Genomic DNA, 26733 nt, shown 5'->3' with positions numbered 1-26733 from the left:
CCAACTACTTCAGCTCCTGCGGCTATGATCCGGACTGAATGGAATCCGCTCTAAGGTGATCGCGGCGTCCGCCCGACCGGCCACGCTGGCGATCGTCGATCGCGCCCCCATATCCGTCACGATGGACGGAACAGGACGAATGGCGGGCGGGCCGACCGATGCCGACCCGATGGATGGCGGCACCCCTGAACCCGATTTCGTCGTGATCGACGTCGAAACCGCCTGTGCGCGGGTCAGCAGCATCTGCCAGATCGGCATCGTCGGCTTCCGCGACGGCCGCGAGGTCTTTTCCTACGAGACGCTGCTCGATCCGTGCGACGAATTCCACGCCGTCAACACCCGCATCCACGGCATCGCCGCGCACCATGTCGTCGGCCAGCCCAACTTCGCGCAGGTCCATGCCATCGTCGACCGCCATCTCGCCAGCCGGATCACCGTCGCGCATTCGTATTTCGACAAGGGGGCGCTTCACGCCGCCTGCCTTGTCCATGATCGCCCGTCGATCGAGACGCGTTGGCTCGACAGTGTCCGCGTCGCCCGGCGGGCATGGCCCGATCTGGACAATCATCGTCTCGGCGGTCTCGCCCGTTACCTCGGCATCGCCCACCGCCATCACGACGCCTTGAGCGACGCGCGCGCCGCCGGCTGGGTCATCGTCAAGGCGATCGATCACACCGGACTGTCGCTGGCCGACTGGATGGCCCCGCCTCGGCAACCCGGGCCACCCCCGCCCGCCGCCGCCGACGGGCCGTTGCGGGGCGAACGGATCGCGATCCTCGGCGAGCCGCGCGACGGCCCGCTCGCGCATCAACTCGCCGCGCGGGGCGGCACGATCATGGCCGCCATGGGCCTGACGACGACGATGCTGGTGATCGCCGCCGCCGATCCCTTTCCATCGTCGGTGACGAACGCCACGGCCTATCGCCGGGCCATGAAGGCGATCGCCGCGGGCCGGTCGGTCACGATCGTATCGGCGGCGGCGCTGCGACGGGCGGGGTTCGACCCCCGCCCCTTTCGCCCGTCGGGTGCTGGCTGACGCCGTTCAGCGACCGCCCGCCAGCCATGCCTCTACCGCCGGGCGGATGCGGTCGGCCGCCGCCTTACGGACCGCGATCGTCGTCAGCGCCCGGCGCACGCCGCCCCGGTCGCTCTCCTTGATGTACTGGTCGGCATAACGCTGGATCTTCCCCGGCATCGCCGGGTCGTTCGATCCGGCGCCAAGCCCGACGATATAGCCCGACCGCGTGCTCTCTTCCAGGAACGCCTCGACCAGATCGCGGTTCGCCACCGCCCAGTCGAAGGCGAGATCGGGATTGCGGTTGGCGACCGCGCGCAGCAACGATGCCTTTTGCGGCGCGGTGATCGTGTCGGTGCGCAGCAGGTCCAGCGCCCGCTGGTTGAGCGCGGGATCGCGGGCGCCGCCCAGCAGGGCGACGAACCGGTTTTTCGCGACCGGATTGGTTTCCGCCTTCGTCAGCGCCAGCAGCGTCTCCCATTCCGCCGCGGTCGCGTTGGTCGCATAGGTGGACAGGATCGGCGCGCGGATCGCGGGCGGGATCGCGGTGGGGTTGCCGGCCAGTTGCGCCACGTAACGCCGCGCCCGTGCCGCCACGTCCGTATCGCCGTTCGCGCCCAGCCGGCCGACCAGCGTCTCGCGCAGGTTGGAGGTCGGTGCGGTTTCGCCGGCCTTCGGCTCATACCCCACCCGTGCCAGCACCGGGGATAGCCGCGCGATGGCGCGGGCACGAAGCGGCGCTTCCAGCGGCGTGCCGGAGAAGAAGCCGGTCAGCGTCCCCATCTCGCCCGCCACCGCCTGCCATTCCAGCGGATGCGCGCCGGTCTGTACCCGGTCCGCTGTCTCGAAGCTGCGCGCCAGATCCTGATAGCCCCCCATCGCCAGCGCGAAATCGTCGCCCAGCAGGCCCAGCCGGTCTTCCAGCGTCATGCGGGTGAAGTCGCGCACCAGCGCATCGTGCGCCGGCCGGTCGTAGAGGACGCGGGCATAGCTCTGCTTGCCCAGGTTGGCGACCAGCGTACCACAGCCGGTCAACGATACCGGCCGCGCCGCCGGCCCGCTGACGATCGCGTCGGTCCGCGCGCCGCCGGCCGTGCCGCCCACCATCCCGAACGTCACCGGCACCTGCCAGGTCTGCGCCGCCTTCGACGCCTCATCCAGCCCGAAACGCCCCTGCGACACGTTGGCGGTGGTCTTCCCCCCGGCGCAGCGGACATCGGCCACCGACACCAGCGGCACGCCACCCTGCAACGTGAAGCTGTGCGCGATCGCGGTCACCGGCTTGCCCGATGCCGCCTCCAGTTCGGTCCACAACTGATCGGTGACGGTGTTGCTGTATTTGTACTTCGCCATGTAGCGGCGCACACCCGCGCGGAAGGGCACCTCGCCCAGATACGCCTCCAGCATCCCGATCACCTGCTGGCCCTTGGCATAGGTGATGCCGTCGAACGCCTCGCCGATCTGCTCGACCGAGGCGATCTTGCGGATGATCGGATGCGTCGCGGCGGTGGCGTCGGTGCCCATCGCCCCCTCCCGCTCGCCGATGACCGCCGCCGCATGCGAATTCCAGCTGGGGTTGAACTTGTCGGATGCCTTGCCTTCCATCCACGAGGCGAAACCCTCGTTCAGCCACAGGTCGTCCCACCAGCGCATCGTGACCAGATTGCCGAACCACTGGTGCGCCATTTCATGCGCGACAACGGTATAGATGCGCTGCCGGTTGCTTTCGGTGGCGCGGGCGGGATCGAACAGCAGTTCGCTTTCGAAATAGAAGATCGCCCCCCAATTCTCCATCGCGCCGAAGAACTGGCTGGAACCCGGCCCGGCGATATGATCCATCTTGGGCATCGGATAGGGCTGGCCGAAATAATCGTTGTAATAGGGCAGCAGCTTCGCCGCCGCACCCAGCGCGTAATCGCCCTGCCCGACCACGCCCTTGCGGCTGATGATCCCCATCTCGACCGTCCCGGCGCGCTGCGCCTTCCGCTCCAGATCGCCCATGCCCAGGAACAGGAGATAGCTGGACATGACCGGCGTCTCCCCGAATCTGTACAGCTGCTTGCCCCCGGCGATCGACGTCACGCTGGTGGCCGGCATGTTGGAAAAGGCGAGCTGCCCCGCCGGCGCCTCCGCGCTCAGGCGGAACCGCGCCTTGAACGCCGGCTCGTCCCACATCGGCGCGAAGCGGCGCGCGTCCGGCGCCTCGAACTGGGTGGCGAGCATCCGCACCGGCGATCCGTCCGCCTTGGTGTAATCGATCGCGAACAGGCCGGAGGCGGAGCGGTTGATTTTGCCCGTCCACTGCATCGACAGGCTGTGGCGGCCCACCTTCGCGGCACGCGGCAGCCGGAGGGTGACGCGCTGCGCCTCCTTGTCGACGCTCACCCGCGCCGGGCGACCGTCGAACGTGGCGCCGATGATGTCGAGATCGGCGGCGTTCAGCGTGATCGTCCGGGTGGCGCGGCGCACCTGCACCGTCACCGTTTCCGAACCGGAGAACAGCAGCGTCTGCGCATCCGGCCGCACGTTGATGTCGTAGCTGATCGGGACGACGTCGGTCGGCAACTGTCCCTGCGCCAGTGCCGGCCCGGACGCGGTGACGGCAAGAAGGACGGCAAGCTTGTTCATCGATCACTCCGGCGAAAGGCGTTGGTCGCACCGGTACACCGTCCCGCCGTCGGGGCAAGAGGTGACGGACGGACGGATCGCTCGCGGGATTGGGGGCGCTTGGATGGGGATCGATCGTCCGCTCGCGGGGCGGGGCGGTGGCGCCACCCATCATGGGTGGCGCGAGTGACGGGGCTCGAACCCGCGACCTCCGGCGTGACAGGCCGGCGCTCTAACCAACTGAGCTACACCCGCAGACCCTGCAGACCGCGTCGGGGCGATCCACGATGGACTTCGGCTTCGATGGGTTGCTCCATTCCGGTCAGGGAATGGCGCGAGTGACGGGGCTCGAACCCGCGACCTCCGGCGTGACAGGCCGGCGCTCTAACCAACTGAGCTACACCCGCTTGGAAGCGAGGCCGGCCAACTAGGCGAGCCCCCCCGCCCTGTCAACGGGCGTTTTTCATGTATCGTCGCGTCCGTCGTCGCCGGCATCGTTGCGCTGCCGCTTCCGGTTGCCCCGTTGCTGCACCAGCGTGCCGTGTTCGAACAGGAACCCGGCGATGTCCGGCTTGCCCGCCGCCCCCAGCACGGTCTGGATGATGATGAGCAGCGGCACCGCCAGCAACGCCCCCAGCGTACCCCACACCCACCCCCAGAAACTCAGCGAGATCAGGATCAGCAGCGGGCTGATCGTCAGCCGGTGGCCGACCACGAACGGCGTGATCGCGTTCGCCTCGATCAGGTGGAATCCGTACATCATCGCCGGCGGCAGCATCGCCATCCAGATGTCGGAAAAGGTCATCAGGCCACCCAGCGCCAGCAGGAACGCCCCGATCACCGGCCCGAAATAGGGGATGTAGTTCAGCAGCGCGACGATCCCGCCCCACATCGCGGGATACGGCATCCCGATCGCCCACAGCGCCGCGCCCGTCACCACGCCCAGCGTCACGTTGATGACGGTGATCGTGCCCAGATAGGCGGACACGTCGTCGATCACGTCCTGGATCACCCGCGCGGTCGCCATCGCCCCGTCGAAACTGGTGCGGCCGGTGATGGTGCGCCGCCGCATCCGCGTCCAGCCGGACAGGAAGAAGAAGATGATGAGCACGCCGAACAGCACCTGCACGATCAGCGCGGGGGCCGAGGTCGCGGCCAGTTCCAGCACCGATCCGGGCGCCGCGACCGCCGTGGTGCTAGGCCGGCGGATCGGGGTGGAGGCGATCTGCCGCAGTGTCTTGTTCACATAGGCTTCGAGGTTGGAATACAGGTCGAACAGCGGCGCCAGATTATCCTGTATCCTCCCCAGCCGCGCGGGCAGCAGGCGAAAGAAATCGGTCGCCGGCACCACGATCGCCGCCAGTGCGATGTTGACGATGACGATGAAGCTCAACAGGCAGATCAGCGCCGCCAGCGTCGACGGCACCCGCCGCCGTTCCAGCCATTCCAGCACCGGCACCAGGGCCACCGCGATCACCAGCGCGGTCGTCAGGGGCAGGAAGAACTCGGCCCCCTCCTTCAGCGCGAACGGCAGCGCCACCGCCAGTCCGATGCCCGCGGTCAGCGTCAGCGCGGCGAGCAGCCGGTCGCGCCGCATCGCGATCCGCACCGCATCGTCCGCCCCCACGCCCACGGGCACGCCCAGCAGGTTGTCGGCGGGAGTATTGGGGGTCGACAGGCGGTCACGCTCGGGCATGACGCGATCCTAGGGCGGATCGGCGGCGGGCGCCACCGCGCAACCACCCCCGATATCGTCGAAAACAAGGCCGGCGAGCGGCCCTGCCGGTCGTCAGTTCCGCTCGATCGCCATCAGCAGCGTGCCGGCATAACGCGGTTCGGCCGGGTTATACAGATTGCTGCCCTGGAACCGGCGCGGCGTGATCCGCAAGGCGCCCAGCCCGGCGAGCTTGAACGCGCCGATCTTCTCTTCCTTGGGCGGGCGGCCGTCGCGCTCCAGCGTGACCGCATCGACGTACAGTTCGTCGTGGCGCGTGTAGATCGCGTGCGGCGCCAGTGTCACCTCGCCGCGGTTATAGGTCGCCGCGACCGCCAGTTGCTTGACGATCGCTTCGAAGATCACCGCCGGCGACGGCGGCGGGCCGGCATTGGGGCGCTCGACCTTGGCACTCATGTCGTTCATCCCGTTCCCTCTGCCCGGTTTACCGCAGTGCAGCAATAACGATATGGCGAATGGATCGTTTCATGGTGGAACGCGGCCAACACTCCGGACGGGGCGAAGGCGGAGCGGGCGGAGGCGGCGTCACCCCCGCCCGTTCCGGTCACTTGGCGGGACCCATCAGCTTCTGCGCGAAATAGGTCGTCTGCAACGCCTGCAACCGCGCCCCCTGTGCGATGTCGGCATCGCCGGAATGCCCGCCCGTGGTATCCTCGTAGAACAGATAGGGCAGGCCATATTCCTTCAGTCGGGCCGCGAACTTGCGGGCATGCTGCGGGCCGACGCGATCGTCCTTGGTGGTCGTCATGATGTACGGCTCGGGATAGGCCACGCCGCGCCGGATGTTGGCGTAGGGCGATATCTTCTCCAGGAACGCGCGCTCCTCCGGCACCGTCACCGATCCGTACTCGTCGACCCATGATGCGCCCGCCGCGATCTTCTCATAACGCACCATGTCCAGCAGCGGCACGCCGATCGCCACCGCGTTCCACAATTCGGGATGCTGGTTGAACTCCACCCCCATCAGCAGGCCGCCGTTCGATCCGCCATAGATGCCCAGCTTCTTCGCGCTGGTGATCCTGCGGGCGAACAGGTCGCGCGCCACCGACGCGAAATCGTCGTAGATCACCTGCCGCTTGGTCTTGCGGCCGGCATCGTGCCACGCCGGGCCGAACTCGCCGCCGCCGCGGATATTGGCCAGCACGAACGCGCCGCCATTCTCCAGCCACAGCTTGCCGGTCGATCCCAGATAGGTCGGCAAGCGCGAGATCTCGAACCCGCCATAGGCGGTCATGATCGTCGGCGTCGTGCCGTCCAGCGGCCGGTCGCGGCGGTGGACGACGAAATACGGCACCTTGGTCCCGTCGGTCGAGGTCGCCTCGAACTGTTCGACCACCTGTCCCGTCGCGTCGAACTTGGCCGGTAACGACTTCACGGTTCGCGGGGCGGCGCTGGTGCCGGCGTCGATCGACTGCAGCGTCGTCGGCGTCGTGAAGCCGGTGACGCTTAGATAGGCCAGATCGCTGCGATCGGTGGTGCTCGCCACCCCCACTGCCAGATTCTCCGCCACCGGCACTGCCCGCGTCGACCAGCCATCCCCCGTCGGCGCCAGCACCGAGACGCGGCCACGCACATTGTCGGTATAGGCCACGATCACCCGGTCGCGCGTCGTCGCCACCTGCTGCACCGCCTGTCGCGGTGTCGGGGTGAACAGCGGGCGCGGGGTGGCCTTGCCCGCCTCGATCTCGGCCAGCGGCACCCAGGCCGCCGCACCGGCGGGGATCGCACCCCAGGGATCGCTCGTCTCGAAGATCACCCGGCCCGCTACCATCCCGACCGGGTGGGCCCGTGCCGGAATGTCCAGCTTGCGCGTCCCCTGCGGGGTCCACACCAGCGTATCGCCGCCGAAGAACTGCTGCCGCCGTCCGATCAGGACCAGCCGGTGCCCCGCCCCGTCGGTCATCACGCCGGCATAGGTGCCCAGCTGGTCGCCCGGCTCGCCGCGATACACCTCCGTCGCCGCGGCCAGCGGCTGGCCGCGCTTCACCATCTTCACCACGAACGGATAGCTCGACGTGGTCAGCGTCCCCGCCCCCCAGTCGCGGCTGACGAGCAGCGTATCCCGGTCGAGCCACGCCGCCCCCTGCTTGCTGGTCGGCAGATCGAACCCGCCGGGCACGAACTGCCCGGTCTGAAGGTCGAATTCGCGCAGGGTCACCGCGTCCTCGCCGCCCGCCGACAGGTTAACGAGGCAATAGCGATCCTCGGGCTGGAGGCAGGTCGCCCCCTTCCACACCCATTGCTTCCCCTCGGCCTTCGACAGCGCGTCGAGATCGAGCGCGGTCGTCCAGCGTGGCTGCGCGGCGGCGTAATCCGCCTCGCTCGTCCAGCGCCAGATGCCCTGCGGATGCTGCGCGTCGCGCCAGAAATTATAGATGCGGCCGAACCGCTGGTCCGGCATCGGAATCCGGTCCTCCGCACTGGCGATCGCCAGTGCCTGCGCATAAAAGGCCGCATAGCGCGGATCGTTCTGCAAGCGCGGCAGGGTGCGGGCATTCTCAGCCTCCACCCAGGCGAGCGGCTTGGCGCCGTCCTTGTCTTCCAGCCAGATATAGGGATCGTCGGTCATCGCCGTCGTCTGCGCCACCAGCGGCGATGCCGCAACCACGGCCGCTATCGCCAACGCACTGGCCGTTGCCACTGTCATGCCCCTTCGGGTCCGTTTCCGCATCGATGATCTCCCCAGCCACTGTCGCAAGGCACCGTATCCGGTCCTGCACCGGGGCCTTTTGCCGGGTGGCGCCGCCGCGATCAATGCGACGCTTGCCCGGTTCGCGAGTTTAGCCGCGATATGATCCACCCCGCCCCCGTCGACGGTCTGCGAACGCCGCAACGCTTCCTCGCCATCGCCGCGATTTCCGCCGGCACCGCGCTGGTCGTGATCGACGGCGCCATCGCCACCGTCGCGCTGCCGACGATCGCGCGCGACCTGAACGTCGCCCCCAGTTCGGCGGTCGCGGTCGTCACCGTCTATCAACTGGTGCTGGTGATGACGTTGCTGCCCTTTTCGGGGCTGGGCGACCGGATCGGCCTGAAACGCCTGTATCAATGGGGCCAGCTGGTGTTCGCGGTCGCGACATTGCTGTGCTTCTTCGCCAAGAGCCTGCCGTTCCTGCTGATCGTCCGCGCGGTACAGGCGCTGGGGGCGGCGGCGGCGCTCAGCGTCTCGTCGGCACTGTTGCGATCGATCTATCCGGCGCGGCAGCTGGGGCGGGGACTGGGGATCAACTCGGTCGTCGTGTCCTCCTCCGCCGCCTTCGCCCCCACGCTCGGCGGCCTGATCCTCGGCATCGCGCCCTGGCCCTGGGTGTTCGCCAGCGCGGTGCCCTTCGCCATCGTCAGCCTGCTGCTCGGCCGCGCCCTGCCCGCCCCCGCGCCGCGCGAGGAGCCGTTCGACGTGCTGGGCGCGGTGATGTGCGCGGGCATGTTCGGGCTGGTGATCGGCGGACTGGAGACGGCGGTGCATGGCGACAGCCCGGTCGTCTCCGCCGCGATCGTCGCGGCGGGCGTGCTGGTCGGCATCCTGTTCATCCGCCGCGAACGGGGGGAAGTCGCGCCGATCCTGCCCGTCGACCTGCTGTCGAAGCCGGTGCTGGCGCTGTCGACGCTAGGCGCGTTCACCGCCTTCGTCGCGAGCATGACGCTGCTGCTGTCGCTGCCCTTCCGGCTCCAGCACGGCTTCGGCTTCGCCCCGTCGGAGATCGGCGCGGCGATCGCGCCATGGCCGCTGACGACGATGATCGTCGCGCCGCTCGCGGGCTGGCTGTCCGATCGCTATCCCGCCGGGTTGCTGGGCGGGATCGGCATGGCGCTGGCGATCGCGGGGCTGACCGCACTCGCCTTCCTGCCCGCCGATCCGGATTATTGGGCGATCGCGTGGCGGATGGCGCTGACCGGGGCGGGGTTCGGGCTGTTCCTGTCGCCCAACGCCCGGCTCATCATCGGCTCCACCCCGCGCGAACGCGCCGCCGCCGCCGGTGGCCTCATCTCCACCACCCGCATGGTCGGGCAGACGACGGGCGCGACACTGGTCGCGGCGCTGCTGGCGATGGGACTGGGCACGGGCGGCGATCCCGCGCTGATCGCGGCGGCGCTGGCGCTGGTCGCGGGGCTGTGCAGCCTCGCCCGGTTGCGCCCGTCGCTGCGCAACCCGCGGCGCGACGAGGCCGCCGACGCCCAGCCCGGCACGCAGGTCCGGTAGCGGCCCGGCGGGGGAACGGGGCCAGCGACAAGGCGTTATCGCGACACATCAATCCACCCGGAGAATCCCCGATGCCCTATGTCAAAACCCGTGACGGCACCGACCTTTACGTCAAGGACTGGGGTTCGGGAAAGCCGGTCATCCTGCTCCACGGCTGGCCGCTCAACGCCGACAGCTGGGACGAACAGGCGATGGCGCTGGCCGACGCCGGTTTCCGCGCCATCGCCTATGACCGGCGCGGGTTCGGCCGGTCGGGCCAGCCATGGTCGGGCTATGACTACGACACGCTGTCCGACGATCTGGCCGACGTGATGAAGGAAGCCGGCGCCGATCAGGACGCGACGATCGTCGGCTTCTCGATGGGCGGTGGCGAGGTCGCGCGCTACATGAGCCGCCACGGGGGCAAGGGCGTCGTCGCCGCCGGCCTGATCTCGTCGGTCGTGCCCTATATGCTGAAGACCGACGACAATCCGGACGGCACGCCGCAGTCGACGTTCGACCAGATCGCCGATGGCATCAGGGAGGATCGGCCGAAGTTCTTCCGCCACACCTTCGTGCCGCAGTTCTACGGCGTCGGCTATATCAGCCATCCGGTCAGCGACGATGTCGTCCACTGGTCGACCGGCCTTGCCATGCAGGCGGGTCTGAAGCCGACATTGGCCTGCGCGCAGGCGTTCAGCCACACCGATTTCCGGCCCGATCTCGCCGCGTTCCGGGTGCCGACGCTGATCGTCCATGGCACCGGTGACAAGACCGTGCCGATCGACGCCTCGGCCCGCGCCGCCGCCGCCGGCATCACCAACAGCCAGCTGGTCGAATATGACGGCGCGCCGCATGGCCTGAACGTCACCCATGGCGATCGCCTGACGCAGGATTTGCTGACCTTCCTCGGCCGCTAACCGCGCCTATCGGGGGGCCGGTCCATGACGACCGGCCCTCCCCCTTACTTCAGCGGTACGATCACCTCGTCCGGGTGGGATACGTTCAGTTCCTTGCGGACCATCTCGTCGACCATATCCGGATTGGCATGGTCGGGATCAAGCAGCGCCACCCGGTTGCGCAGCACCTCGCGCTTATGGTCCAGCACCGCATACTCGCGCTCTTTCTTCGCAAGTTGCCGCTTGTAGTCGCCATAGGCGAGCGCGCCGTTCGGCCCCAGCACCGCATAGGCGCCGAAGAACGCCATTACCGCCAGCACCGCCGCCGGCATCGCCGCCCGCCGCAACGTCCGGCGCAGCGTCGACGGCTTGCGCGACTTGCCCGACGATTTGGAGCCAGCGCGCATCGCCTATCGCCCGATCAGCACGTCGCGGCCGGCATAGCGCGCCGCGTCGCCCAGTTCTTCCTCGATCCGGATCAGCTGGTTGTACTTCGCCAACCGGTCCGACCGGGCGAGGCTGCCCGTTTTGATCTGGCCGCAGTTGGTGGCGACCGCCAGATCGGCGATCGTCGCATCCTCCGTCTCGCCCGAGCGGTGGCTCATCACCGCGGTGTACTTCGCACGCTGCGCCATCGACACCGCCTCCAGCGTCTCGGTCAGCGTGCCGATCTGGTTCACCTTCACCAGCAGCGAATTGGCGAGGCCGTCCTTGATCCCCTGCCGCAACCGCTTCGGGTTGGTCACGAACAGGTCGTCGCCGACCAGCTGCACCTTGTCGCCGATCAGGTCGGTCAGCACCTTCCAGCCCTCGAAATCGTCCTCGGCCATGCCGTCCTCGATCGACAGGATCGGATAGCGCCGCGTCAGGTCGGCCAGATACTCGGCCATCTCGTGGCTGGACAGGATGCGGTTCTCGCCGCTGATGTCGTACTTGCCGTTCTTGAAGAACTCGGTCGCCGCGCAATCCAGCGCCAGCATCACGTCCTCGCCCGGCTTGTACCCCGCCGTCTCCACCGCGCGCATGATGAAATCGAGCGCATCGGTGGTGGACGCGATGTTCGGCGCGAAACCGCCCTCGTCGCCCACGCCGGTCGCCAGCCCCTTGTCGTGCAGCGCCTTCTTCAGCGTGTGGAAGATTTCCGAACCACACCGGACCGCCTCGACGATGCTCGACGCACCGACCGGCATAATCATGAATTCCTGGAAATCGATCGGGTTGTCGGCATGTTCGCCGCCGTTGATGATGTTCATCATCGGCACCGGAATCAGATGCGCCGCGACGCCACCGACATATTTATACAGCGGCATCCCGCGTGCTTCCGCCGCCGCCTTCGCCGCCGCCAGGCTGACGCCCAGGATCGCGTTGGCGCCCAGCCGGCCCTTGTTCTCGGTGCCGTCCAGCTCGATCATCGCGGTGTCGAGATCGGCCTGATCCTCGGCATCCATGCCGATCACCTTGTCGGCGATCTCGTCGTTCACGGCCTCGACCGCCTGGTCGACGCCCTTGCCGCCCCAGCGGCTCTTGTCGCCGTCGCGCCGCTCCACCGCCTCGTGCTTGCCGGTCGACGCGCCCGACGGCACGGCGGCCCGGCCGAAGCTGCCATCCTCCAGCAGCACGTCGACCTCGACGGTCGGATTGCCACGGCTGTCGAGGATCTGGCGGGCATGGATATCGATGATGGCGGTCAAGGCAGCGGCTCCCGGTGCGGTCTGTTCACATCGCTCCTATCGCGACGACGTGAAGCGGGCAATGATTGCCGTAGCGGTTGCAGGGAACCGTGACCGCAACCACTGGGTTGAACCTCGTAACGACTTGAAGGAACGGACCATGCCCGACGACGATCTGAAGCCCTTGACCGACGCCGACATCGCCCCCGCCGCCCCGGCAACCACCGCGACGACCGATTTCGATGTCGATCCGGCGCATCGCACCGGTACCTCTGGCGCTGACACCGGCACCGACACCGACGGCTCCAAGCCGAAGCTCGATGCGAAGCAGGCGATCCGCGAAGGCGCCAGCAAGGCCGCCGGTCAGGCGACCGAAAAACTGCGCGCCTACGCCGATGACGGCAAGGAACGGGCCGGTTCCGCTCTGGACCAGCTATCGCAGTTGCTTACCGATGCCGCCGCGCAGGTCGATGGCAAGCTCGGTGAGCAATATGGCCAATATGCCCGCTCCGCCGCCGATCAGGTGCAGGGCTTTGCTGATACGGTCCGCAACAAGGACGTCGATGCCCTGATCGACGATGCCCGCGGCTTCGTGAAGGCCAGCCCCGGCGTGGCGATCGGCATTGCCGCCGCGCTCGGCTTCGTGGTCGCCCGGCTCGTCCAGGCGGGTGTCGAAACCCGGGATCAGGGATGACGGCGATGCCCTCTGACGGCGCGATGCCCGCGCCGGATCACGGCACGGGCGAACCGGGACTGACGGCGCTGATCGGCCGGCTGATCGACGACAGTCGGTCGGTCGTGTCGGCCGAGGTTACGCTGTACAAGGCCAAGGCATCGGAACGCATCGCGGCCTATAAATCCGCGATCGTGTTCTTCGCTGCCGCCGGAATACTGGCACTGGCGGCGCTCGCCGCCCTGTTGGTGGGATTGATCGGGGCGCTCGCGACCCTGGTCGGCCCGCTGGCGGCGACGCTGATCGTCGTGGCAGTCGTCCTCGTCATCGCCGCCGTCTTGGCGGTGATCGGCCGCGGCAAGCTCGCCGCGCCGGAGGTGTCGCAATGAGCGGCCCCAAAACCGATCTCGCCATCGCCGAGGTGGAAGCGGCCGCTGCCCGGTTGCGTCTGTCGGGCACCGTGTCCGATATTCAGGCCCGTCTCGATCCGGCGGTGCTAGCCGAGGATGCCCGACAGGTTGGGCTCACCGCGGTCAGCGTCGGGGTGGACGGCGCCCGTCGCAATCCCGGCGTCGTTGCGGCTGCGGTCGCGGCCACCGGTCTGGTGCTGGCCCGGCATCGCATTGCCGGCATCTTCCGCCGCCGCCGTGTCCGCAAGCCCGTGCCCGCCGCCCCCCGATCCTCCGATTGAACCTTCGTCAAGGATGACCATCATGACCGATACCCACCGGCAAGACCCCAACCATCCCGATCACCGCTCCACCTACGATCAGGCCCGCGAATCGGCGTCGCGCGTCTATCACGATGCCCGTGACAAGGCGGCCGACGCCTATGACACCTCGGTGCAGGCGACCAAGGAAGTCGCCCATCGCGCCGCCGACGGCATCGAATCGAATCCGCTCGGCGTGCTGGCCGGTGGCCTCGTGGTGGGCGCGCTCGTCGGCTCGCTGCTGCCGCGTACGGCCAGGGAAAAGGAACTGCTCGCCCCGATCGGCCGCAAGCTGAGCGCGACGGTGCAGCAGGCCTTCGCCGCCGCCAAGGAAGCCGGCAAGCAGGAACTCGATCAGGCCGGCCTCACCCCCGGCGCGGCACGCGATCGGGGCCGCTCGCTGCTCGATGGCGTCGCCAAGGCGGTGTCGAGTGCCGGTTCGGCTGCGGCCAGCGCCGCCCGCAAGTCCGATACCGTCTGATTCCAATCGGTTGCGGCGCGATCCGGCCGGGTCGCGCCGCAGCGCAACACGAGCATTGCCGCCCCCCCGCGCATTGCCTAGAAGTGGCCGCCATGAGCAGCAAACTTCACCTCGTCTTCGGCGGCCGAGTCCGCGATCCGCAAACGCTCGATTTCATCGACCCGTCCGCTCTGGAGGTCGTCGGGGTCTTCCCGGATTATGCCAGCGCCGAAAAGGCTTGGCGCGCCGCTGCCCAGCGCACCGTCGACGATGCTGAAATGCGCTTCGTCGTCGTCCATCTGCACCGGCTGCTCGAACCCGATCTCGTCAAGCCTGCCTGATATACCGGCCTGCTGGCGATAGCGGCGTGGCTCAGGCCCGCCGGTATCGCCAGCCAAGCAACGGTCGCGCCAGCACCAGTCCGGCGACGAAGCCGCCGATGTGCGCACCGATCGCCACCGTCACGCCACCCATGCCCGCGAAGCCGATCAGCAACTGGATGCCGATCCACGCCGCCGCCAGCCAGACGATATGGATGATATGCGCCGGCACCGGCCCCATCCGCTTCGTCCGGCGCTTTCCGAACAGCACCGCATAGGCACCGACTACGGCGGAAATCGCCCCGCTCGCCCCGATCATCGGCAGGGCGGAGGCGGGCGAAAACACCCATTGCATCGCCGCCGCCGCATAGGCGCCGACGATATACAGGACCGCGATCCCGCCCGCGCCCACCGCGCGTTCGGTTTCCCGACCGCAAAACACGAACATCAGCAGATTGAAGGCCAGATGTGCCCAGCCGCCATGGATCAACGTCGCGGTCAGCGGCGTCAGCCATAGCGGCACTGCGACCGCCAGACCGGACGGCAACACCGCCCCGCCGACACGCAACGGGATGAAGCCCGCCCCGATCGCCGCCTGCGACAGCATTCCTGTCAGGATCAGCAGCGCGGACACCAGCACCGTCGCGGCGGCGATCACCACCGTCGCGCGTGACGATCCCGGCATGTCGGACGACGGTGTCAGATGAAGGCGATCTTGGAGACGACGTAGTAACGGTCGCCCGCCGGCACCGACACCTCGACCTCCTCGTCCACCTTGCGCCCGATCAGCGCCCGGCCCAGCGGCGAATTGTAGCTGATCCGCCCGGTCTTGGCGTTCGCCTCGGTCTGGCCGACGATCTGGTACGTCACCGGCTTGTCGTCATCGTCGAGCAGCGTCACCGTCGCGCCGAACACCACCTTGTCGCCCGACAGGTCGCGCGGATCGATGATCTGCGCGCGGCTCAGCTTGTCCTCGATATCCGAGATCGTGGCCTCGTTCTGGCCCTGCTGTTCCTTGGCGGCATGATATTCGGCATTTTCGGACAGGTCGCCATGCGCCCGCGCTTCCTCGATCGCATCGACGATGTGCGGCCGCTCGGCTTTCAGACGCCGCAATTCCGTGGTGAGCGTCTCATAGCCCTCCTGGAGCATCGGCATCTTTTCGACGGTCGCCATGTATATTCCCCAATTCCAGTTCGTCGCCCCGCCCATAGGCGGGCGGTTCGCGCATCAGCCGATCCGATCGACGTCAGTTGTGCGACTGCGAATAATAGGCTTGCAGCGGCCGTACTTCAAGCGTCCCGCCCGATGCGGCGATCGCATGGGCCGCCTGCACGCTGGCCGGCGCGGTGGTGAAATACGGAATCCGCGCCGCCAGCGCCGCCTGCCGGATCGGTTTCGAGTCCTTCAGCGACTGCCAGCCCTCGGTCGTGTTGAAGATCAGGGCGATGCCGCCGTCCGCGATCCGGTCGACGATATGCGGCCGGCCCTGCGCCACCTTGTTGATCCGCTCCACCGGCAATCCGGCGCGTTCCAGATATTCCGCCGTGCCGCTGGTCGCGACGATGGTGAAGCCCTGATCGACCAGCAGGCGGATCGCCGGCACGATCTGCGGCTTGTCGCCGTCCTTCAGGCTGACGAACACCGCGCCCTCGGTCGGCAGGACGGTGCCGGCCCCCAATTGCGACTTGGCGAAGGCGGTCGTGAAATCCGCTGCGATTCCCATCACTTCGCCGGTGGAGCGCATCTCCGGTGACAGCACCGGATCGACCCCGGGGAAGCGGTTGAACGGGAACACCGCCTCCTTCACCGCATAATAATCGATGTGCCGGTCGATCGGCGGCAGGTCGGCCAGCTTCTCGCCCGCCATCACCCGTGCCGCGATCTTGGCGATGGGCACGCCGATCGCCTTGGCGACGAACGGCACCGTCCGCGAGGCGCGGGGATTGACCTCGATCAGATAGACCTTGCCGTCCTTCACCGCGAACTGGATGTTCATCAGCCCGACGACGGACAGCCCCCGCGCCAGCGCCTCGGTCTGCCGTTCGATCTCGGCGATGATCTCCGCCGACAGCGAGTAGGGCGGGATCGAACAGGCGCTGTCGCCCGAATGGACCCCCGCCTCCTCGATATGCTGCAACACGCCCGCGACCACCACATCGGTGCCGTCGCAGATCGCATCCACATCCACCTCGATCGCATCGCGCAGATACTGGTCGATCAAAACCGGTGCGTCGCCAGACACCTGCACCGCGGTCTGGATATACTCCTCCAGCTGCGACGGCCCGTCGACGATCTCCATCGCCCGTCCGCCCAGCACGAAGCTGGGGCGCATCAGCACCGGGTAGCCGACCCGCTCGGCGACGATCAGCGCCTCTTCCCGGCTGCGCGCGATCCCGTTCGACGGTTGCAGCAGGCGCAACCGGTCGACCAGCGCCGCGAACTGTTCGCGATCCTCCGCCAGATCGATCGCCGCCGGGCTGGTGCCCAGGATCGGAATGCCCGCCGCCTCCAGCGCGCGCGCCAGATTGAGCGGCGTCTGCCCCCCGAACTGCACGATCACCCCGACCAGCTCGCCACGCGACCGCTCGACATCGAGGATCGCCAGCACGTCCTCGGCAGTCAGCGGCTCGAAATACAGCCGGTCCGACGTGTCGTAATCGGTGCTCACCGTCTCCGGGTTGCAGTTGACCATGATCGTCTCGTACCCGGCGTCCGCCAGCGCGAAACAGGCGTGGCAGCAGCAGTAATCGAACTCGATCCCCTGCCCGATCCGGTTCGGCCCGCCGCCCAGGATCACCACCTTGCGCCGGTCGCTCGGCTGGCTTTCGTCCTCCGGCTCGCCAAAGCTCGGCGCCTCGTAGGTCGAATACATATACGGCGTCTTCGCATCGAATTCCGCCGCACAGGTATCGATCCGCTTGAACACCGGCCGCACGCCCAGCTTCAGGCGATGCGCGCGCACCTCGTCCTCGGTCACGCCGCCGGTCATCGCCTTCACCACCTCGTGGATCAGGCCGCTGCCGCGCGCGATCCCGCGCGTCATGCCGCGCAGATTGGCGGATTGCAGCGCCAGCCACGCCAGCCGCTTGTCGCTGAAGCCCATCGCCTTCAACCGGCGCATCCCCGCCGCCTCGATCGGCAGGCCGTGATCCATCACTTCCGCTTCCGCCGCGACGATCTCAGCGATGCGTTCCAGGAACCACGGATCGTATTTCGCGATCGCATGGACCTCGGCGACGGTGAAGCCCTCGCGCAACGCCTGCGCCGCCACCAGCAGCCGGTCCGGCGTCGGCGAGGCCAGCGCCGCCTCGATTTCCGCGCGTGGCGCGCCGATCAGGTGGTCGACATGGTTGAACCCGGACAGCCCGGTTTCCAGCCCGCGCAAAGCCTTCTGCATCGATTCATGGATGTTGCGGCCGATCGCCATCACCTCGCCGACCGACTTCATCGCGGTGCCCAGCGTCGGCTCCGCGCCCTTGAACTTCTCGAAGGCGAAGCGCGGAATCTTGGTGACGACGTAATCGATCGTCGGCTCGAACGACGCCGGCGTCGCGCCGGTGATGTCGTTCTCGATCTCGTCGAGCGTATAGCCCACCGCCAGCTTCGCCGCGACCTTGGCGATCGGGAAGCCCGTGGCCTTCGACGCCAGCGCCGACGAACGCGACACGCGCGGGTTCATCTCGATCACGACCAGCCGGCCGTCCTTCGGATTCACCGCGAACTGTACGTTGGAACCGCCTGTTTCTACACCGATTTCACGCAACACCGCGATCGATGCGTTGCGCATGATCTGGTATTCCTTGTCGGTCAACGTCAGCGCCGGCGCGACGGTGATGGAATCGCCGGTATGGACGCCCATCGGATCGACATTCTCGATCGAGCAGATGATGATCGCGTTGTCCTTGCGGTCGCGCACCACCTCCATCTCATATTCCTTCCAACCGAGCAGCGACTCCTCGATCAGCACCTCGGTCGTCGGCGACAGGTCCAGCCCGTTGCGCACGATCGCGAGGAATTCGGCGCGGTTATAGGCGATGCCGCCGCCCGACCCGCCCATCGTGAAGCTGGGCCGGATGATGGCAGGAAGGCCAACCTTATCAAGACCTTCCAGCGCCTCCTTCTCAGTATGCGCGATGGCGGAGCGGGCGCTTTCCAGCCCGATCCGATCCATCGCGTCACGGAACTTCAGCCGGTCCTCCGCCATGTCGATCGCATCGGCATCCGCCCCGATCATCTGCACGCCGAACCTGTCGAGCGTCCCGTCGCGGAACAGCGCCAGCGCGGTGTTAAGCGCGGTCTGCCCGCCCATCGTCGGCAGCACCGCATCCGGCCGCTCCTTCTCGATGATCTTGGCGACCACCGCCGGCGTGATCGGCTCGACATAGGTGGCGTCGGCCAGTTCGGGATCGGTCATGATCGTGGCGGGATTGGAGTTGACGAGGACGATGCGATAGCCCTCCTCCTTCAACGCCTTGATCGCCTGCGTGCCCGAATAATCGAACTCGCACGCCTGCCCGATGACGATCGGCCCCGCGCCGATGACGAGGATGGAGGAGATGTCGGTGCGTTTTGGCATCAATTAGCTCTTTTCTTGCCGTTCACGTCGAGGCGGGTGGTGAGCCACTTCGCACGAGCGGCACGATAGGCCTCGTCACGCGCAACGAGTGCTGTCAGGAGGTTCGAAAAATTGCCGTCGAACGGATCGACGCTTGCGACTGCACATGCAGCCTGCAGATTGCTCACGGCGACCTTGATGGAACGAAAACGATCAATTTGTTCGGCAACGGGAAGTTCGATTGAAACATTAGCGCTCGTTTCAAGTCTGCTAATGCCATTCACACAGTTCGACACCGAAAAAACGAACCGGCTTTCCTCCTCGGTAAGCACCACTTGGGCAATCATCGACTCCCCGACATTCGCCATCATTTCGCGAGATGGTACGTCGGGTTCCCCTTTCTCAGGAACTGACGTCATGTCATGCGTCAGCAGAATGTTCCAGTTAACCGAAATGTGTTGAACCGGAGCCACCTGAAGCAGCAAAGTTGATATTAAGGCCGCTACGGCTGTCATGCGTCGAGCATTTCTACAAACCGCTCGAACAGATAGAAACTATCCTGCGGCCCCGGCGACGCTTCCGGGTGATACTGCACCGAAAACGCCCGCCCGCCCTCGATCTCCAGCCCCGCATTGGAGCCGTCGAACAGCGACACATGCGTTTCGGTCACGCCCTGCGGCAGGCTGTCACGTTCCACCGCGAAGCCGTGGTTCATGCTGGTGATCTCGACCGCCCCGTCGCTCAGCCGCTTCACCGGGTGGTTGGCGCCGCGATGCCCCTGGAACATCTTGGTCGTCCGCCCGCCCAGCGCCAGCGCCAGCAACTGGTGGCCCAGGCAGATGCCGAACAAGGGCTTGCCGGTGTCGAGCAACTGCCGGATCACCGGCACCGCATAGTCGCCGGTCGCGGCGGGATCGCCGGGGCCGTTGGACAGGAAGATGCCGTCCGGCCCCAGCGCCATCACTTCGTCGAAGGTTGCGGTCGCTGGCACCACCGATACCTTCGCTCCTGCCTGAGCAAGATTACGGAAGATATTGTGTTTGCTGCCATAATCGATCGCGACGACATGCGGGCGATCCGCTGCGCCGTCATCCGCGCCATAGCCGAAGCCCAGCCGCCAGATGCCGCCTTCCCAATTGCCGTGCGTCTCGCGCGTCACGGTTTTGGCGAGGTCCATCCCCTCCAGCCCCGGCCACCCGCGCGCCATCGCCAGCAGCGTATCGAGATCGAACCGACCGTCGGCAGAATGCGCGATCACGCCGTTCGGCGCGCCACCGCCCCGGATGCGCCGGGTCAGCGCGCGGGTATCGATCCCCGCCAGCCCGATCCGCGCATGGCGGCGCATCCAGCCATCCAGATTCTCCATCGCGCGGAAGCTGGACGGCGCGGTCGGCACCTCGCGCACGATCATGCCCAGCGCATGGGGGTTGTCCGCCTCCACATCGTCCGGGTTCGCGCCGACATTGCCGATATGCGGGAAGGTGAAGCAGATCATCTGGCCCGCGAAGGACGGGTCGGTCATGATCTCCTGATAGCCGGTCATCGCGGTGTGGAAGCACACCTCGCCGACCGCCTCCCCCTCGGCGCCGAAGCCATGGCCCCAGATCACGTCGCCGCTGGCGAGGACGAGAACGCCGGTGGCGCCCTCCGGCTGCGGGGGCGCGGATACGACGGGCGCGGCAAATGTCGTGGCGTCGGCCATGATGCGGCGGGCACTCCTTTGGATCAGCGATGTCGCTAAGCCCCGCCCGCTAAAGACGCCCACCTCTCCCGTCAATCTGCTATGGCCGCGCCACCATGATTCGAGACGACATCAAATCCGCCCAGCTCGCCGCCATGAAGGCCGGCGACAAGGAGGCGCGCGCCGCCATCTCCCTGATCCAGGCCGCGATCAAGAACCGCGACATCGAGGCGCGCGCGCCGCAGAGCCGCGAGGGCAAGGCCCCCGACGACGACGACGTTCTGGTCGTCGAGGTACTGCAGAAGATGGTGAAGCAGCGCCGCGAATCGATCGCGATGTACGAAACCGGCAACCGCCCCGAACTCGCCGCCGCCGAGGCGGCCGAGGTCGCGGTGATCGAACGCTTCCTACCGCAGCAGATGGACGAGGCCGAGACGAAGGCCGCGATCGAGGCGATCAAGACCGATCTGGGCGCCACCGGCATGAAGGACATGGGCCGGGTGATGGCCGAACTGAAATCTCGCCACGCCGCCACGCTCGACATGAGCAAGGCGAGCGGACTGGTGAAGGCGGCGCTCGCCTGATCTGCCTTACCTGATCTGTCCTACAGGCGGGGCCGGCGCTATACCGGCCCCGCTCTTTCTCCGTGTCGATCGCCCGGAAAGTCGCATATTGGCGCACGGCCCCCTGTAGGATGCGACTTTAGTGACTTTTCGCGGGGCTTCCCGCTTGCCGATCACGACGGATGCGGACATAGGCGTTATAAAGCGCGCATGAGCCTCTCACCCGCCTTTCTCGACGAACTGCGTACGCGCACGTCGCTGTCGGCGCTGATCGGCAAGACCACCAAATTGCAGAAGGCCGGCCGCGAGATGCGCGGCTGCTGCCCGTTCCATAACGAAAAGACGCCCAGCTTTTACGTCAATGACGACAAGGGCTTCTATCACTGCTTCGGCTGTTCGGCGCATGGCGATGCGATCCGCTGGATGACCGACCAGCGCGGCCTGCCCTTCATCGATGCGGTCAAGGAACTGGCGCAGACGGCGGGCATGGAGATGCCCGCGCAGGATCGCCAGTCCGCCGAGCGCGCGGAAAAGGCGAAGGGCCTGCACGAGGCGATGGCCGATGCCGCCGCCTGGTTCACCGAGCAGTTGCACGGGCTTGCCGGTAACGACGCGCGCCAGCTGCTCGACCGGCGCGGTATCGCGGCGGAAACGGCACGCACCTTCGGCATGGGGTTCGCCCCCGATTCGCGCGGCCGGCTGAAGGCGGCGCTGAAGGATTACGGCGATCCGATGCTGGTCGAATCCGGCATGTTGATCCAGGTCGAGGGTAAGGAGCCCTACGACCGGTTCCGGGGCCGCCTGATGATCCCGATCCGCGATGCGCGCGGCCGGACGATCGCCTTCGGTGGCCGCATCATCGGCGAGGGTGAGCCGAAGTATCTCAACTCCCCCGACACCCCCCTCTTCGACAAGGGCCGCACCCTTTACAACCTCGATCGCGCCGCGCCGGCCGCGCGCAAGGCGAACCGCGTGCTGGTGGTCGAGGGGTATATGGACGTGATCGCGCTGGCGCAGGCGGGGATCGCGGAGGCGGTCGCCCCGCTCGGCACCGCGCTGACCGAGCATCAGCTGGAACGGCTGTGGCGAATGGTCGACGTGCCGATCCTGTGCTTCGACGGCGATGCGGCCGGGCAGAAGGCTGCGTTGCGCGCCGCGCACCGCGCGTTGCCGCTGCTCCAGCCCGGTCGCAGCCTGTCGTTCGTCACCCTGCCCGAGGGGCAGGACCCCGACGATCTGGTCAAGGCGGGCGGCGCGGGCGCGATGGAGGCGTTGCTGCGCGAGCCGCAACCGCTGGTCGATCGGCTGTGGCGCAGCGAGGTCGCCGCCGAACCGCTCGACACGCCCGAACAGCGCGCCGGCCTGAAACGCCGTCTCGCCGAACTGGCCGGGGGCATCGCCGACGATTCGGTGCGCGCCGAATACCAGTCCGATTTCCGTCGTCGCTTCGACGCGCATTTCACGCCGCAGCGCAAACCGTTCGTGCCGTTCCAGCGTGGCCGCCAGCCATGGCGCCCCGGCCCCGCTTTGCCCACCGGCCCCGTGACCGAGGATGCCAAGGCGTTCCGCGCCGCCGGGATCGACCGGGTGCTGGCGAAGGCGGTGCTGGCCGGGCTGATCCGCCATCCGGTCGAGATCGCCCGCCATATGGAGGTGCTGGGCAGCCTGCGCCTCGCCGATGGGGCGCTGGGCCGGCTGTTCGAGGCGGTGGTCGATGTCGCGCTGGAGGACCGGCGCACCGGCGACGCGCTTGATAGTGCGCACCTCGTCACCATATTGCAGAAGTCCGGTTTCGGGGAGGTCGCCAGCGATCTCCTGCGGGCCGATGCCATGCCCTATTCGTTCACGCAGCCGTCCGGTAACGATCAGCGATCCCGCGAGGATCTGGACGAGGCGATCGCCATCCTGATCGCCCGGCCCGAGGTCGATGCGCAACTGGCGCAAGCGACGCAGGCGATGCAGACGCGCTTCACGGACGAGGCGTTCGAACGGCAGGTGGCACTGGTCAGGGAAAAACAGGCGTTGGAAATGCGACTTGCAAACCTATGTCAGTCGAACGAAGACGCCCGATCGTTGGGTTTCGAGGGTAATTGATGGCGAAGGCTAACATGGCGGCAGATACGACCGAGGCTCCGGAAACGGGTGATGCGCCGCTGATCGATCTCAACGATGCGTCGGTCAAGAAGATGCTCGCCCGTGCCAAGAAGCGCGGGTACATCACCTATGACCAGTTGAACGAGGCGTTGCCGCAGGATCAGCTGTCGTCCGACCAGCTCGAAGACGCGATGGCCGCGCTCAACGAGATGGGCATCAACATCGTCGAGAACGAGGAGGCCGGCGAGGACGGCGAGCCCGAGGAACGCGCCGACGATGCCGAGGAGCCGGAGGCCGCCGACGATGGCACCGCCGACACCGCGCTGCCGGAAAAGAAGAAAGAGACGATCGATCGCACCGACGATCCCGTCCGCATGTACCTGCGCGAGATGGGCGCGGTCGAACTGCTGTCGCGCGAGGGCGAGATCGCCATCGCCAAGCGGATCGAGGCGGGTCGCGACACGATGATCTTGGGGCTGTGCGAAAGTCCGATCACCTTCAACGCGATCATCGACTGGTCGACCGCGTTGAACGAAGGCACGATGCAGTTGCGCGAGATCCTCGATCTCGACGCGATGCTGTCCAAGGGCCCGAGCCCCGAGCAGGTCGAGGGCGCCGAGGAAGAAGGCGACGAGATCAGCGAGAAGACCGCGGGTGCCTCGTTCAAGGAAGAGGAAGAGCCCGAGGAACCCTCCGCCGACGAGGACGAGGACGGCGAGCGTCGCACCCCCCGCCCCTCCGACGACGAGGACGAGGACAACACCCTCTCGCTCGCGCAGATGGAGGAGCAGCTCAAGCCGATCGCGCTCGAACGCTTCGCCAACATCACCGCGCTCTACAAGAAATTCGCCAAGCTCCAGCAGACCCGGCTCGACTCGATGGGCGCAGGCGGCGAACTGTCGGCGGCGGACGAGCGCAAGTACCAGAAGCTGCGCGAGGATCTGACTGCCGAGGTCGAGAGCGTCCAGTTCCACAACGCCAAGATCGAATATCTGGTCGATCAGCTCTACGCCTTCAACCGTCGCCTGACCGCCTTGGGCGGTCAGATGCTGCGGCTGGCGGAGCGGCACAAGGTGCCGCGCAAGGACTTCCTCGACCGCTATATCGGCCATGAGCTGGACGACACGTGGCTGGTCACGGTCGGCAAGGTCGACAAGAAATGGACCGCCTTCGTCACCAACGAGGGTGAGGCAGTCGATCGCATCCGCACCGAGATCGGCGAGATTTCGCAGGCCACCGGCATGGCGCTCGCCGAGTTCCGTCGCATCGTCAACATGGTGCAGAAGGGCGAGCGCGAGGCGCGGATCGCCAAGAAGGAGATGGTCGAGGCGAACCTGCGCCTCGTGATCTCGATCGCCAAGAAATACACGAACCGCGGCCTGCAGTTCCTCGATCTCATTCAGGAGGGCAATATCGGCCTGATGAAGGCGGTCGACAAGTTCGAGTATCGTCGCGGCTACAAGTTCTCGACCTATGCGACCTGGTGGATCAGGCAGGCGATCACCCGCTCGATCGCCGATCAGGCGCGCACGATCCGCATCCCGGTCCACATGATCGAGACGATCAACAAGCTGGTCCGCACCAGCCGCCAGTTCCTGCACGAGCAGGGCCGCGAACCGACCCCGGAGGAGATGGCCGAGCGCCTTTCCATGCCGCTGGAAAAAGTGCGCAAGGTGATGAAGATCGCCAAGGAGCCGATCTCCCTCGAAACGCCGATCGGCGACGAGGAGGATTCGCATCTGGGCGACTTCATCGAGGACAAGAACGCGGTCATCCCGGTCGATGCCGCGATCCAGGCGAACCTGAAGGAAACCGTCACGCGCGTCCTCGCCAGCCTGACCCCGCGTGAGGAACGCGTGCTGCGCATGCGCTTCGGCATCGGCATGAACACCGATCACACGCTGGAAGAGGTCGGGCAGCAGTTCAGCGTGACGCGCGAACGAATCCGGCAGATCGAGGCGAAGGCGCTCCGCAAGCTGAAGCACCCCAGCCGCAGCCGCAAGATGCGCAGCTTCCTCGACCAGTAAGACCGCAGGGGTCGTGGTGTCCGCACCACGACCCCATCGATTTTCGGATACATCTCGGATCGAAGACCGCCCGCCGCCCGACGTCGCGGCGCGTGGCCCGCCTTATGAGGCGGGATGACGTCATCCTGATCCATCCCATCCCCATCCGTCTTGGCTAGGGCGGTTTCCGCGCTTTTTGAATCGTTGAGGATTCACACGGGCGCGGTTTTCTGATTCAGGCTCCGGGCCGGGTCAGGAGGCCGGCATGTATGCCACGAGTGCTGTCACAGGACCTTCGAGAGCGGGTGGTAGCCGCGGTTGACGGTGGGATGTCGTGCCGGGCCGCGGCAGCGCGGTTCGGTGTCAGCGCGGCACGCGCGATCCGCTGGCGGCAACTGGTCCTTCAGCACGGCACCCCCGCAGCCAAGCCGCAGGGCGGCGACCGTCGTGCGGGCAGGATCGACGCGCACGCGGCCTTCATCCTCGCCGCGATCGAGGCGAAGGACGACATCACGCTGGTCGAGTTGCAGGCGCTGCTCGCCGAACGCGGCATGCCGGTCGGGATCGGCACGCTGTGGCGGTTCTTCGACCGGCACCGGATCACGCGCAAAAAAAGACAGCGCATGCCACCGAGCAGGACCGCCCCGACGTCCTGAAACGCCGGGAGGAGTGGTTCGATGGCCAACTCGACCTTGATCCCGAGCGGCTGGTGTTCATCGACGAGACGTGGGCATCGACCAACATGGCACGACGCCATGGCCGTTGTCGGCGCGGCGAACGGCTGCGCTCAGGCGTGCCGCACGGACACTGGAAGACCACCACGCTTGTCGCCGGCCTGCGCCGCACCGGCATGGTCGCGCCGATGGTGCTCGACGGCCCGATCAACCGCGACGCCTTCGTTGCCTACGTGCGCCGGGTGCTCGTGCCCGACCTGAAGCCCGGCGACATCGTCATCATGGACAACCTGTCGAGCCATAAAACGCCTGCCGCCCGCGAGGCCATCGAAGCCGCTGGCGCAAAGCTGCTCTTCCTCCCGCCCTACAGCCCCGACTTCAACCCGATCGAGCAGGCCTTCTCGAAGCTGAAGGCCCACCTGCGCAAGGCTGCCGAGCGCACCATCCACGGCCTCTGGAACGCCATCGGCCGCATCCTCGATCTCTATCCGCCACAGGAATGCGCCAACTACTTCGCCAACGCCGGATACGATGCAGATTGATCGGAAAACGCCCTAGCGCAGCGAAGCAATCCAGGGCCGGACCAGAACGTCCTGAATTGCTTCGCTCCGCTCGCAACGACGAACATCCGGTTCAACCCGATGTCATCCGGCTTTAGGCGATGGGGCGCCCTTCCCCGCGGATCGCGACCGGAAACGGTGGACGAGCGCCAAAGCCCCGCCAGTCAAAAGCCAGCGGCTTCGCATGACGCCCGGGGCATCTGATGCCAATATCCAGAACCGGGCAAACCGTTCGAACGCCCCTGGCCGGGTGGTGCCGCCCACCGTCATGCCTGCCACAGGCGGCTGGACGATCCGATCCGCCATGCGGGCATCCCCGGCCGCCATCG

At 67.0% G+C, this 26733-nt stretch carries 23 protein-coding genes and 2 tRNA genes; 12 read left to right on the top strand and 13 right to left on the bottom strand.

Annotated features, from left to right (window positions below; genetic code table 11):
• Positions 1 to 55 precede the first annotated feature (55 nt).
• The gene (locus IFT82_RS18740) at positions 56 to 1036 is read left to right on the top strand and encodes an exonuclease domain-containing protein (protein WP_446740988.1); all 981 of its coding nucleotides are present in this window, start codon (positions 56 to 58) and stop codon (positions 1034 to 1036) included.
• A 6-nt stretch (positions 1037 to 1042) separates the two neighbouring features.
• Here IFT82_RS18740 and IFT82_RS18735 read toward each other — a convergent pair whose 3' ends face one another.
• The 6 genes from IFT82_RS18735 to IFT82_RS18710 all read right to left on the bottom strand — a co-directional run bounded on the left by IFT82_RS18735 (position 1043) and on the right by IFT82_RS18710 (position 8004).
• Positions 1043 to 3643, bottom strand: coding sequence for a M1 family metallopeptidase (locus tag IFT82_RS18735; RefSeq protein ID WP_192129649.1), 2601 nt, complete (start codon positions 3641 to 3643; stop codon positions 1043 to 1045).
• 157 nt (positions 3644 to 3800) lie between these two features.
• Positions 3801 to 3877 (bottom strand) — tRNA-Asp (locus tag IFT82_RS18730).
• Between the two features lie 75 nt (positions 3878 to 3952).
• Positions 3953 to 4029: transfer RNA gene (locus IFT82_RS18725), tRNA-Asp, on the bottom strand.
• A 56-nt stretch (positions 4030 to 4085) separates the two neighbouring features.
• Complete coding sequence (locus IFT82_RS18720) at positions 4086 to 5318, bottom strand: AI-2E family transporter (protein ID WP_192129648.1); 1233 nt, start codon at positions 5316 to 5318, stop codon at positions 4086 to 4088.
• 93 nt (positions 5319 to 5411) lie between these two features.
• Positions 5412 to 5762, bottom strand: a complete 351-nt coding sequence (locus IFT82_RS18715) for a hypothetical protein (protein ID WP_446740987.1) — start codon at positions 5760 to 5762, stop codon at positions 5412 to 5414.
• 139 nt (positions 5763 to 5901) lie between these two features.
• Complete coding sequence (locus tag IFT82_RS18710) at positions 5902 to 8004, bottom strand: prolyl oligopeptidase family serine peptidase (RefSeq protein WP_199860586.1); 2103 nt, start codon at positions 8002 to 8004, stop codon at positions 5902 to 5904.
• 144 nt (positions 8005 to 8148) lie between these two features.
• Between IFT82_RS18710 and IFT82_RS18705 the strand changes: the two genes are divergently transcribed.
• Both IFT82_RS18705 and IFT82_RS18700 read left to right on the top strand, forming a co-directional pair.
• Positions 8149 to 9558 (top strand): MFS transporter, encoded by a 1410-nt coding sequence (locus IFT82_RS18705; protein WP_192129646.1) that lies wholly within the window; start codon positions 8149 to 8151, stop codon positions 9556 to 9558.
• A 71-nt stretch (positions 9559 to 9629) separates the two neighbouring features.
• Positions 9630 to 10457 carry an alpha/beta fold hydrolase gene (locus IFT82_RS18700; protein WP_192129645.1) on the top strand — a complete coding sequence of 276 codons (828 nt, stop codon included), beginning with the start codon at positions 9630 to 9632 and terminating at the stop codon, positions 10455 to 10457.
• Between the two features lie 44 nt (positions 10458 to 10501).
• Here IFT82_RS18700 and IFT82_RS18695 read toward each other — a convergent pair whose 3' ends face one another.
• Together IFT82_RS18695 and eno are read right to left on the bottom strand one after the other, a co-directional pair.
• Positions 10502 to 10843 (bottom strand): FtsB family cell division protein, encoded by a 342-nt coding sequence (locus IFT82_RS18695; RefSeq protein WP_244646977.1) that lies wholly within the window; start codon positions 10841 to 10843, stop codon positions 10502 to 10504.
• A gap of 3 nt (positions 10844 to 10846) precedes the next feature.
• Complete coding sequence (gene eno, locus IFT82_RS18690) at positions 10847 to 12127, bottom strand: phosphopyruvate hydratase (RefSeq protein ID WP_192129644.1); 1281 nt, start codon at positions 12125 to 12127, stop codon at positions 10847 to 10849.
• Positions 12128 to 12266: 139 nt separating this feature from the next.
• Here eno and IFT82_RS18685 point away from each other — a divergent pair, with 139 nt between their 5' ends.
• The 5 genes from IFT82_RS18685 to IFT82_RS18665 all read left to right on the top strand — a co-directional run bounded on the left by IFT82_RS18685 (position 12267) and on the right by IFT82_RS18665 (position 14289).
• Positions 12267 to 12800, top strand: a complete 534-nt coding sequence (locus IFT82_RS18685) for a hypothetical protein (protein WP_192129643.1) — start codon at positions 12267 to 12269, stop codon at positions 12798 to 12800.
• A complete protein-coding gene (locus tag IFT82_RS18680) occupies positions 12797 to 13168 on the top strand; it encodes a phage holin family protein (protein ID WP_244646976.1) in 372 nt (123 codons plus the stop codon). The genes IFT82_RS18685 and IFT82_RS18680 overlap by 4 nt, the downstream gene beginning before the upstream one ends.
• Positions 13165 to 13470 (top strand): phosphatase, encoded by a 306-nt coding sequence (locus tag IFT82_RS18675; protein ID WP_192129642.1) that lies wholly within the window; start codon positions 13165 to 13167, stop codon positions 13468 to 13470. The genes IFT82_RS18680 and IFT82_RS18675 overlap by 4 nt, the downstream gene beginning before the upstream one ends.
• A gap of 22 nt (positions 13471 to 13492) precedes the next feature.
• Positions 13493 to 13969, top strand: a complete 477-nt coding sequence (locus IFT82_RS18670; RefSeq protein ID WP_244646974.1) for a DUF883 family protein — start codon at positions 13493 to 13495, stop codon at positions 13967 to 13969.
• Positions 13970 to 14061: 92 nt separating this feature from the next.
• Positions 14062 to 14289 (top strand): DUF4170 domain-containing protein, encoded by a 228-nt coding sequence (locus IFT82_RS18665; protein ID WP_192129652.1) that lies wholly within the window; start codon positions 14062 to 14064, stop codon positions 14287 to 14289.
• 31 nt (positions 14290 to 14320) lie between these two features.
• On the opposite strand, the gene IFT82_RS18660 is transcribed toward IFT82_RS18665, so the two are convergent.
• The 5 genes from IFT82_RS18660 to carA all read right to left on the bottom strand — a co-directional run bounded on the left by IFT82_RS18660 (position 14321) and on the right by carA (position 20528).
• Complete coding sequence (locus IFT82_RS18660; RefSeq protein ID WP_192129640.1) at positions 14321 to 14953, bottom strand: rhomboid family intramembrane serine protease; 633 nt, start codon at positions 14951 to 14953, stop codon at positions 14321 to 14323.
• Positions 14954 to 14967: 14 nt separating this feature from the next.
• Entirely contained in the window at positions 14968 to 15444 is a 477-nt protein-coding gene (gene greA, locus IFT82_RS18655) for a transcription elongation factor GreA (protein WP_192129639.1), read from the bottom strand.
• A 73-nt stretch (positions 15445 to 15517) separates the two neighbouring features.
• Complete coding sequence (gene carB, locus IFT82_RS18650) at positions 15518 to 18847, bottom strand: carbamoyl-phosphate synthase large subunit (RefSeq protein ID WP_192129638.1); 3330 nt, start codon at positions 18845 to 18847, stop codon at positions 15518 to 15520.
• Positions 18847 to 19341 (bottom strand): hypothetical protein, encoded by a 495-nt coding sequence (locus tag IFT82_RS18645; protein WP_192129637.1) that lies wholly within the window; start codon positions 19339 to 19341, stop codon positions 18847 to 18849. Before IFT82_RS18645 ends, carB begins: the two co-directional genes overlap by 1 nt.
• Positions 19338 to 20528, bottom strand: a complete 1191-nt coding sequence (gene carA / locus IFT82_RS18640; RefSeq protein ID WP_192129636.1) for a glutamine-hydrolyzing carbamoyl-phosphate synthase small subunit — start codon at positions 20526 to 20528, stop codon at positions 19338 to 19340. The genes IFT82_RS18645 and carA overlap by 4 nt, the downstream gene beginning before the upstream one ends.
• Before the next feature lie 95 nt (positions 20529 to 20623).
• Here carA and IFT82_RS18635 point away from each other — a divergent pair, with 95 nt between their 5' ends.
• From IFT82_RS18635 to IFT82_RS18620, 4 genes are all read left to right on the top strand, one after another.
• Positions 20624 to 21091 (top strand): GatB/YqeY domain-containing protein, encoded by a 468-nt coding sequence (locus tag IFT82_RS18635; protein ID WP_192129635.1) that lies wholly within the window; start codon positions 20624 to 20626, stop codon positions 21089 to 21091.
• A 189-nt stretch (positions 21092 to 21280) separates the two neighbouring features.
• Entirely contained in the window at positions 21281 to 23164 is a 1884-nt protein-coding gene (gene dnaG, locus IFT82_RS18630) for a DNA primase (RefSeq protein ID WP_192129634.1), read from the top strand.
• On the top strand, positions 23164 to 25191 hold the full coding sequence (gene rpoD, locus IFT82_RS18625; RefSeq protein WP_192129633.1) for an RNA polymerase sigma factor RpoD: 2028 nt from the start codon (positions 23164 to 23166) through the stop codon (positions 25189 to 25191). Before dnaG ends, rpoD begins: the two co-directional genes overlap by 1 nt.
• Before the next feature lie 248 nt (positions 25192 to 25439).
• A protein-coding gene (locus IFT82_RS18620; protein WP_192129632.1) for an IS630 family transposase occupies positions 25440 to 26386 on the top strand; the annotation gives its coding sequence in 2 pieces (ribosomal slippage) (positions 25440 to 25776 and positions 25776 to 26386; 948 coding nt in all).
• Positions 26387 to 26733: the final 347 nt, after the last annotated feature.

Source organism: Sphingomonas sp. CFBP 8760, assembly GCF_014841615.1.
Classification (GTDB): domain Bacteria; phylum Pseudomonadota; class Alphaproteobacteria; order Sphingomonadales; family Sphingomonadaceae; genus Sphingomonas.
The sequence above is the reverse complement of the archived record's forward strand: the minus strand, read 5'-3'. Positions and strand labels throughout refer to the sequence as shown.

Bases quoted from the DNA above. Each gene is read 5' to 3' on its own strand.
- IFT82_RS18720 (WP_192129648.1), bottom strand. From the start codon at position 5,318: ATGCCCGAGCGTGACCGCCTGTCGACCCCCAATACTCCCGCCGACAAC.
- IFT82_RS18670 (WP_244646974.1), top strand. From the start codon at position 13,493: ATGACCGATACCCACCGGCAAGACCCCAACCATCCCGATCACCGCTCC.
- IFT82_RS18695 (WP_244646977.1), bottom strand. From the start codon at position 10,843: ATGCGCGCTGGCTCCAAATCGTCGGGCAAGTCGCGCAAGCCGTCGACG.
- IFT82_RS18715 (WP_446740987.1), bottom strand. From the start codon at position 5,762: ATGAACGACATGAGTGCCAAGGTCGAGCGCCCCAATGCCGGCCCGCCG.
- IFT82_RS18710 (WP_199860586.1), bottom strand. From the start codon at position 8,004: ATGACAGTGGCAACGGCCAGTGCGTTGGCGATAGCGGCCGTGGTTGCG.
- IFT82_RS18675 (WP_192129642.1), top strand. From the start codon at position 13,165: ATGAGCGGCCCCAAAACCGATCTCGCCATCGCCGAGGTGGAAGCGGCC.
- IFT82_RS18660 (WP_192129640.1), bottom strand. From the start codon at position 14,953: ATGCCGGGATCGTCACGCGCGACGGTGGTGATCGCCGCCGCGACGGTG.
- greA (WP_192129639.1), bottom strand. From the start codon at position 15,444: ATGGCGACCGTCGAAAAGATGCCGATGCTCCAGGAGGGCTATGAGACG.
- carA (WP_192129636.1), bottom strand. From the start codon at position 20,528: ATGGCCGACGCCACGACATTTGCCGCGCCCGTCGTATCCGCGCCCCCG.
- IFT82_RS18635 (WP_192129635.1), top strand. From the start codon at position 20,624: ATGATTCGAGACGACATCAAATCCGCCCAGCTCGCCGCCATGAAGGCC.
- dnaG (WP_192129634.1), top strand. From the start codon at position 21,281: ATGAGCCTCTCACCCGCCTTTCTCGACGAACTGCGTACGCGCACGTCG.
- carB (WP_192129638.1), bottom strand. From the start codon at position 18,847: ATGCCAAAACGCACCGACATCTCCTCCATCCTCGTCATCGGCGCGGGG.
- IFT82_RS18705 (WP_192129646.1), top strand. From the start codon at position 8,149: ATGATCCACCCCGCCCCCGTCGACGGTCTGCGAACGCCGCAACGCTTC.
- IFT82_RS18700 (WP_192129645.1), top strand. From the start codon at position 9,630: ATGCCCTATGTCAAAACCCGTGACGGCACCGACCTTTACGTCAAGGAC.
- IFT82_RS18665 (WP_192129652.1), top strand. From the start codon at position 14,062: ATGAGCAGCAAACTTCACCTCGTCTTCGGCGGCCGAGTCCGCGATCCG.
- IFT82_RS18685 (WP_192129643.1), top strand. From the start codon at position 12,267: ATGCCCGACGACGATCTGAAGCCCTTGACCGACGCCGACATCGCCCCC.
- IFT82_RS18680 (WP_244646976.1), top strand. From the start codon at position 12,797: ATGACGGCGATGCCCTCTGACGGCGCGATGCCCGCGCCGGATCACGGC.
- IFT82_RS18645 (WP_192129637.1), bottom strand. From the start codon at position 19,341: ATGACAGCCGTAGCGGCCTTAATATCAACTTTGCTGCTTCAGGTGGCT.
- IFT82_RS18735 (WP_192129649.1), bottom strand. From the start codon at position 3,643: ATGAACAAGCTTGCCGTCCTTCTTGCCGTCACCGCGTCCGGGCCGGCA.
- rpoD (WP_192129633.1), top strand. From the start codon at position 23,164: ATGGCGAAGGCTAACATGGCGGCAGATACGACCGAGGCTCCGGAAACG.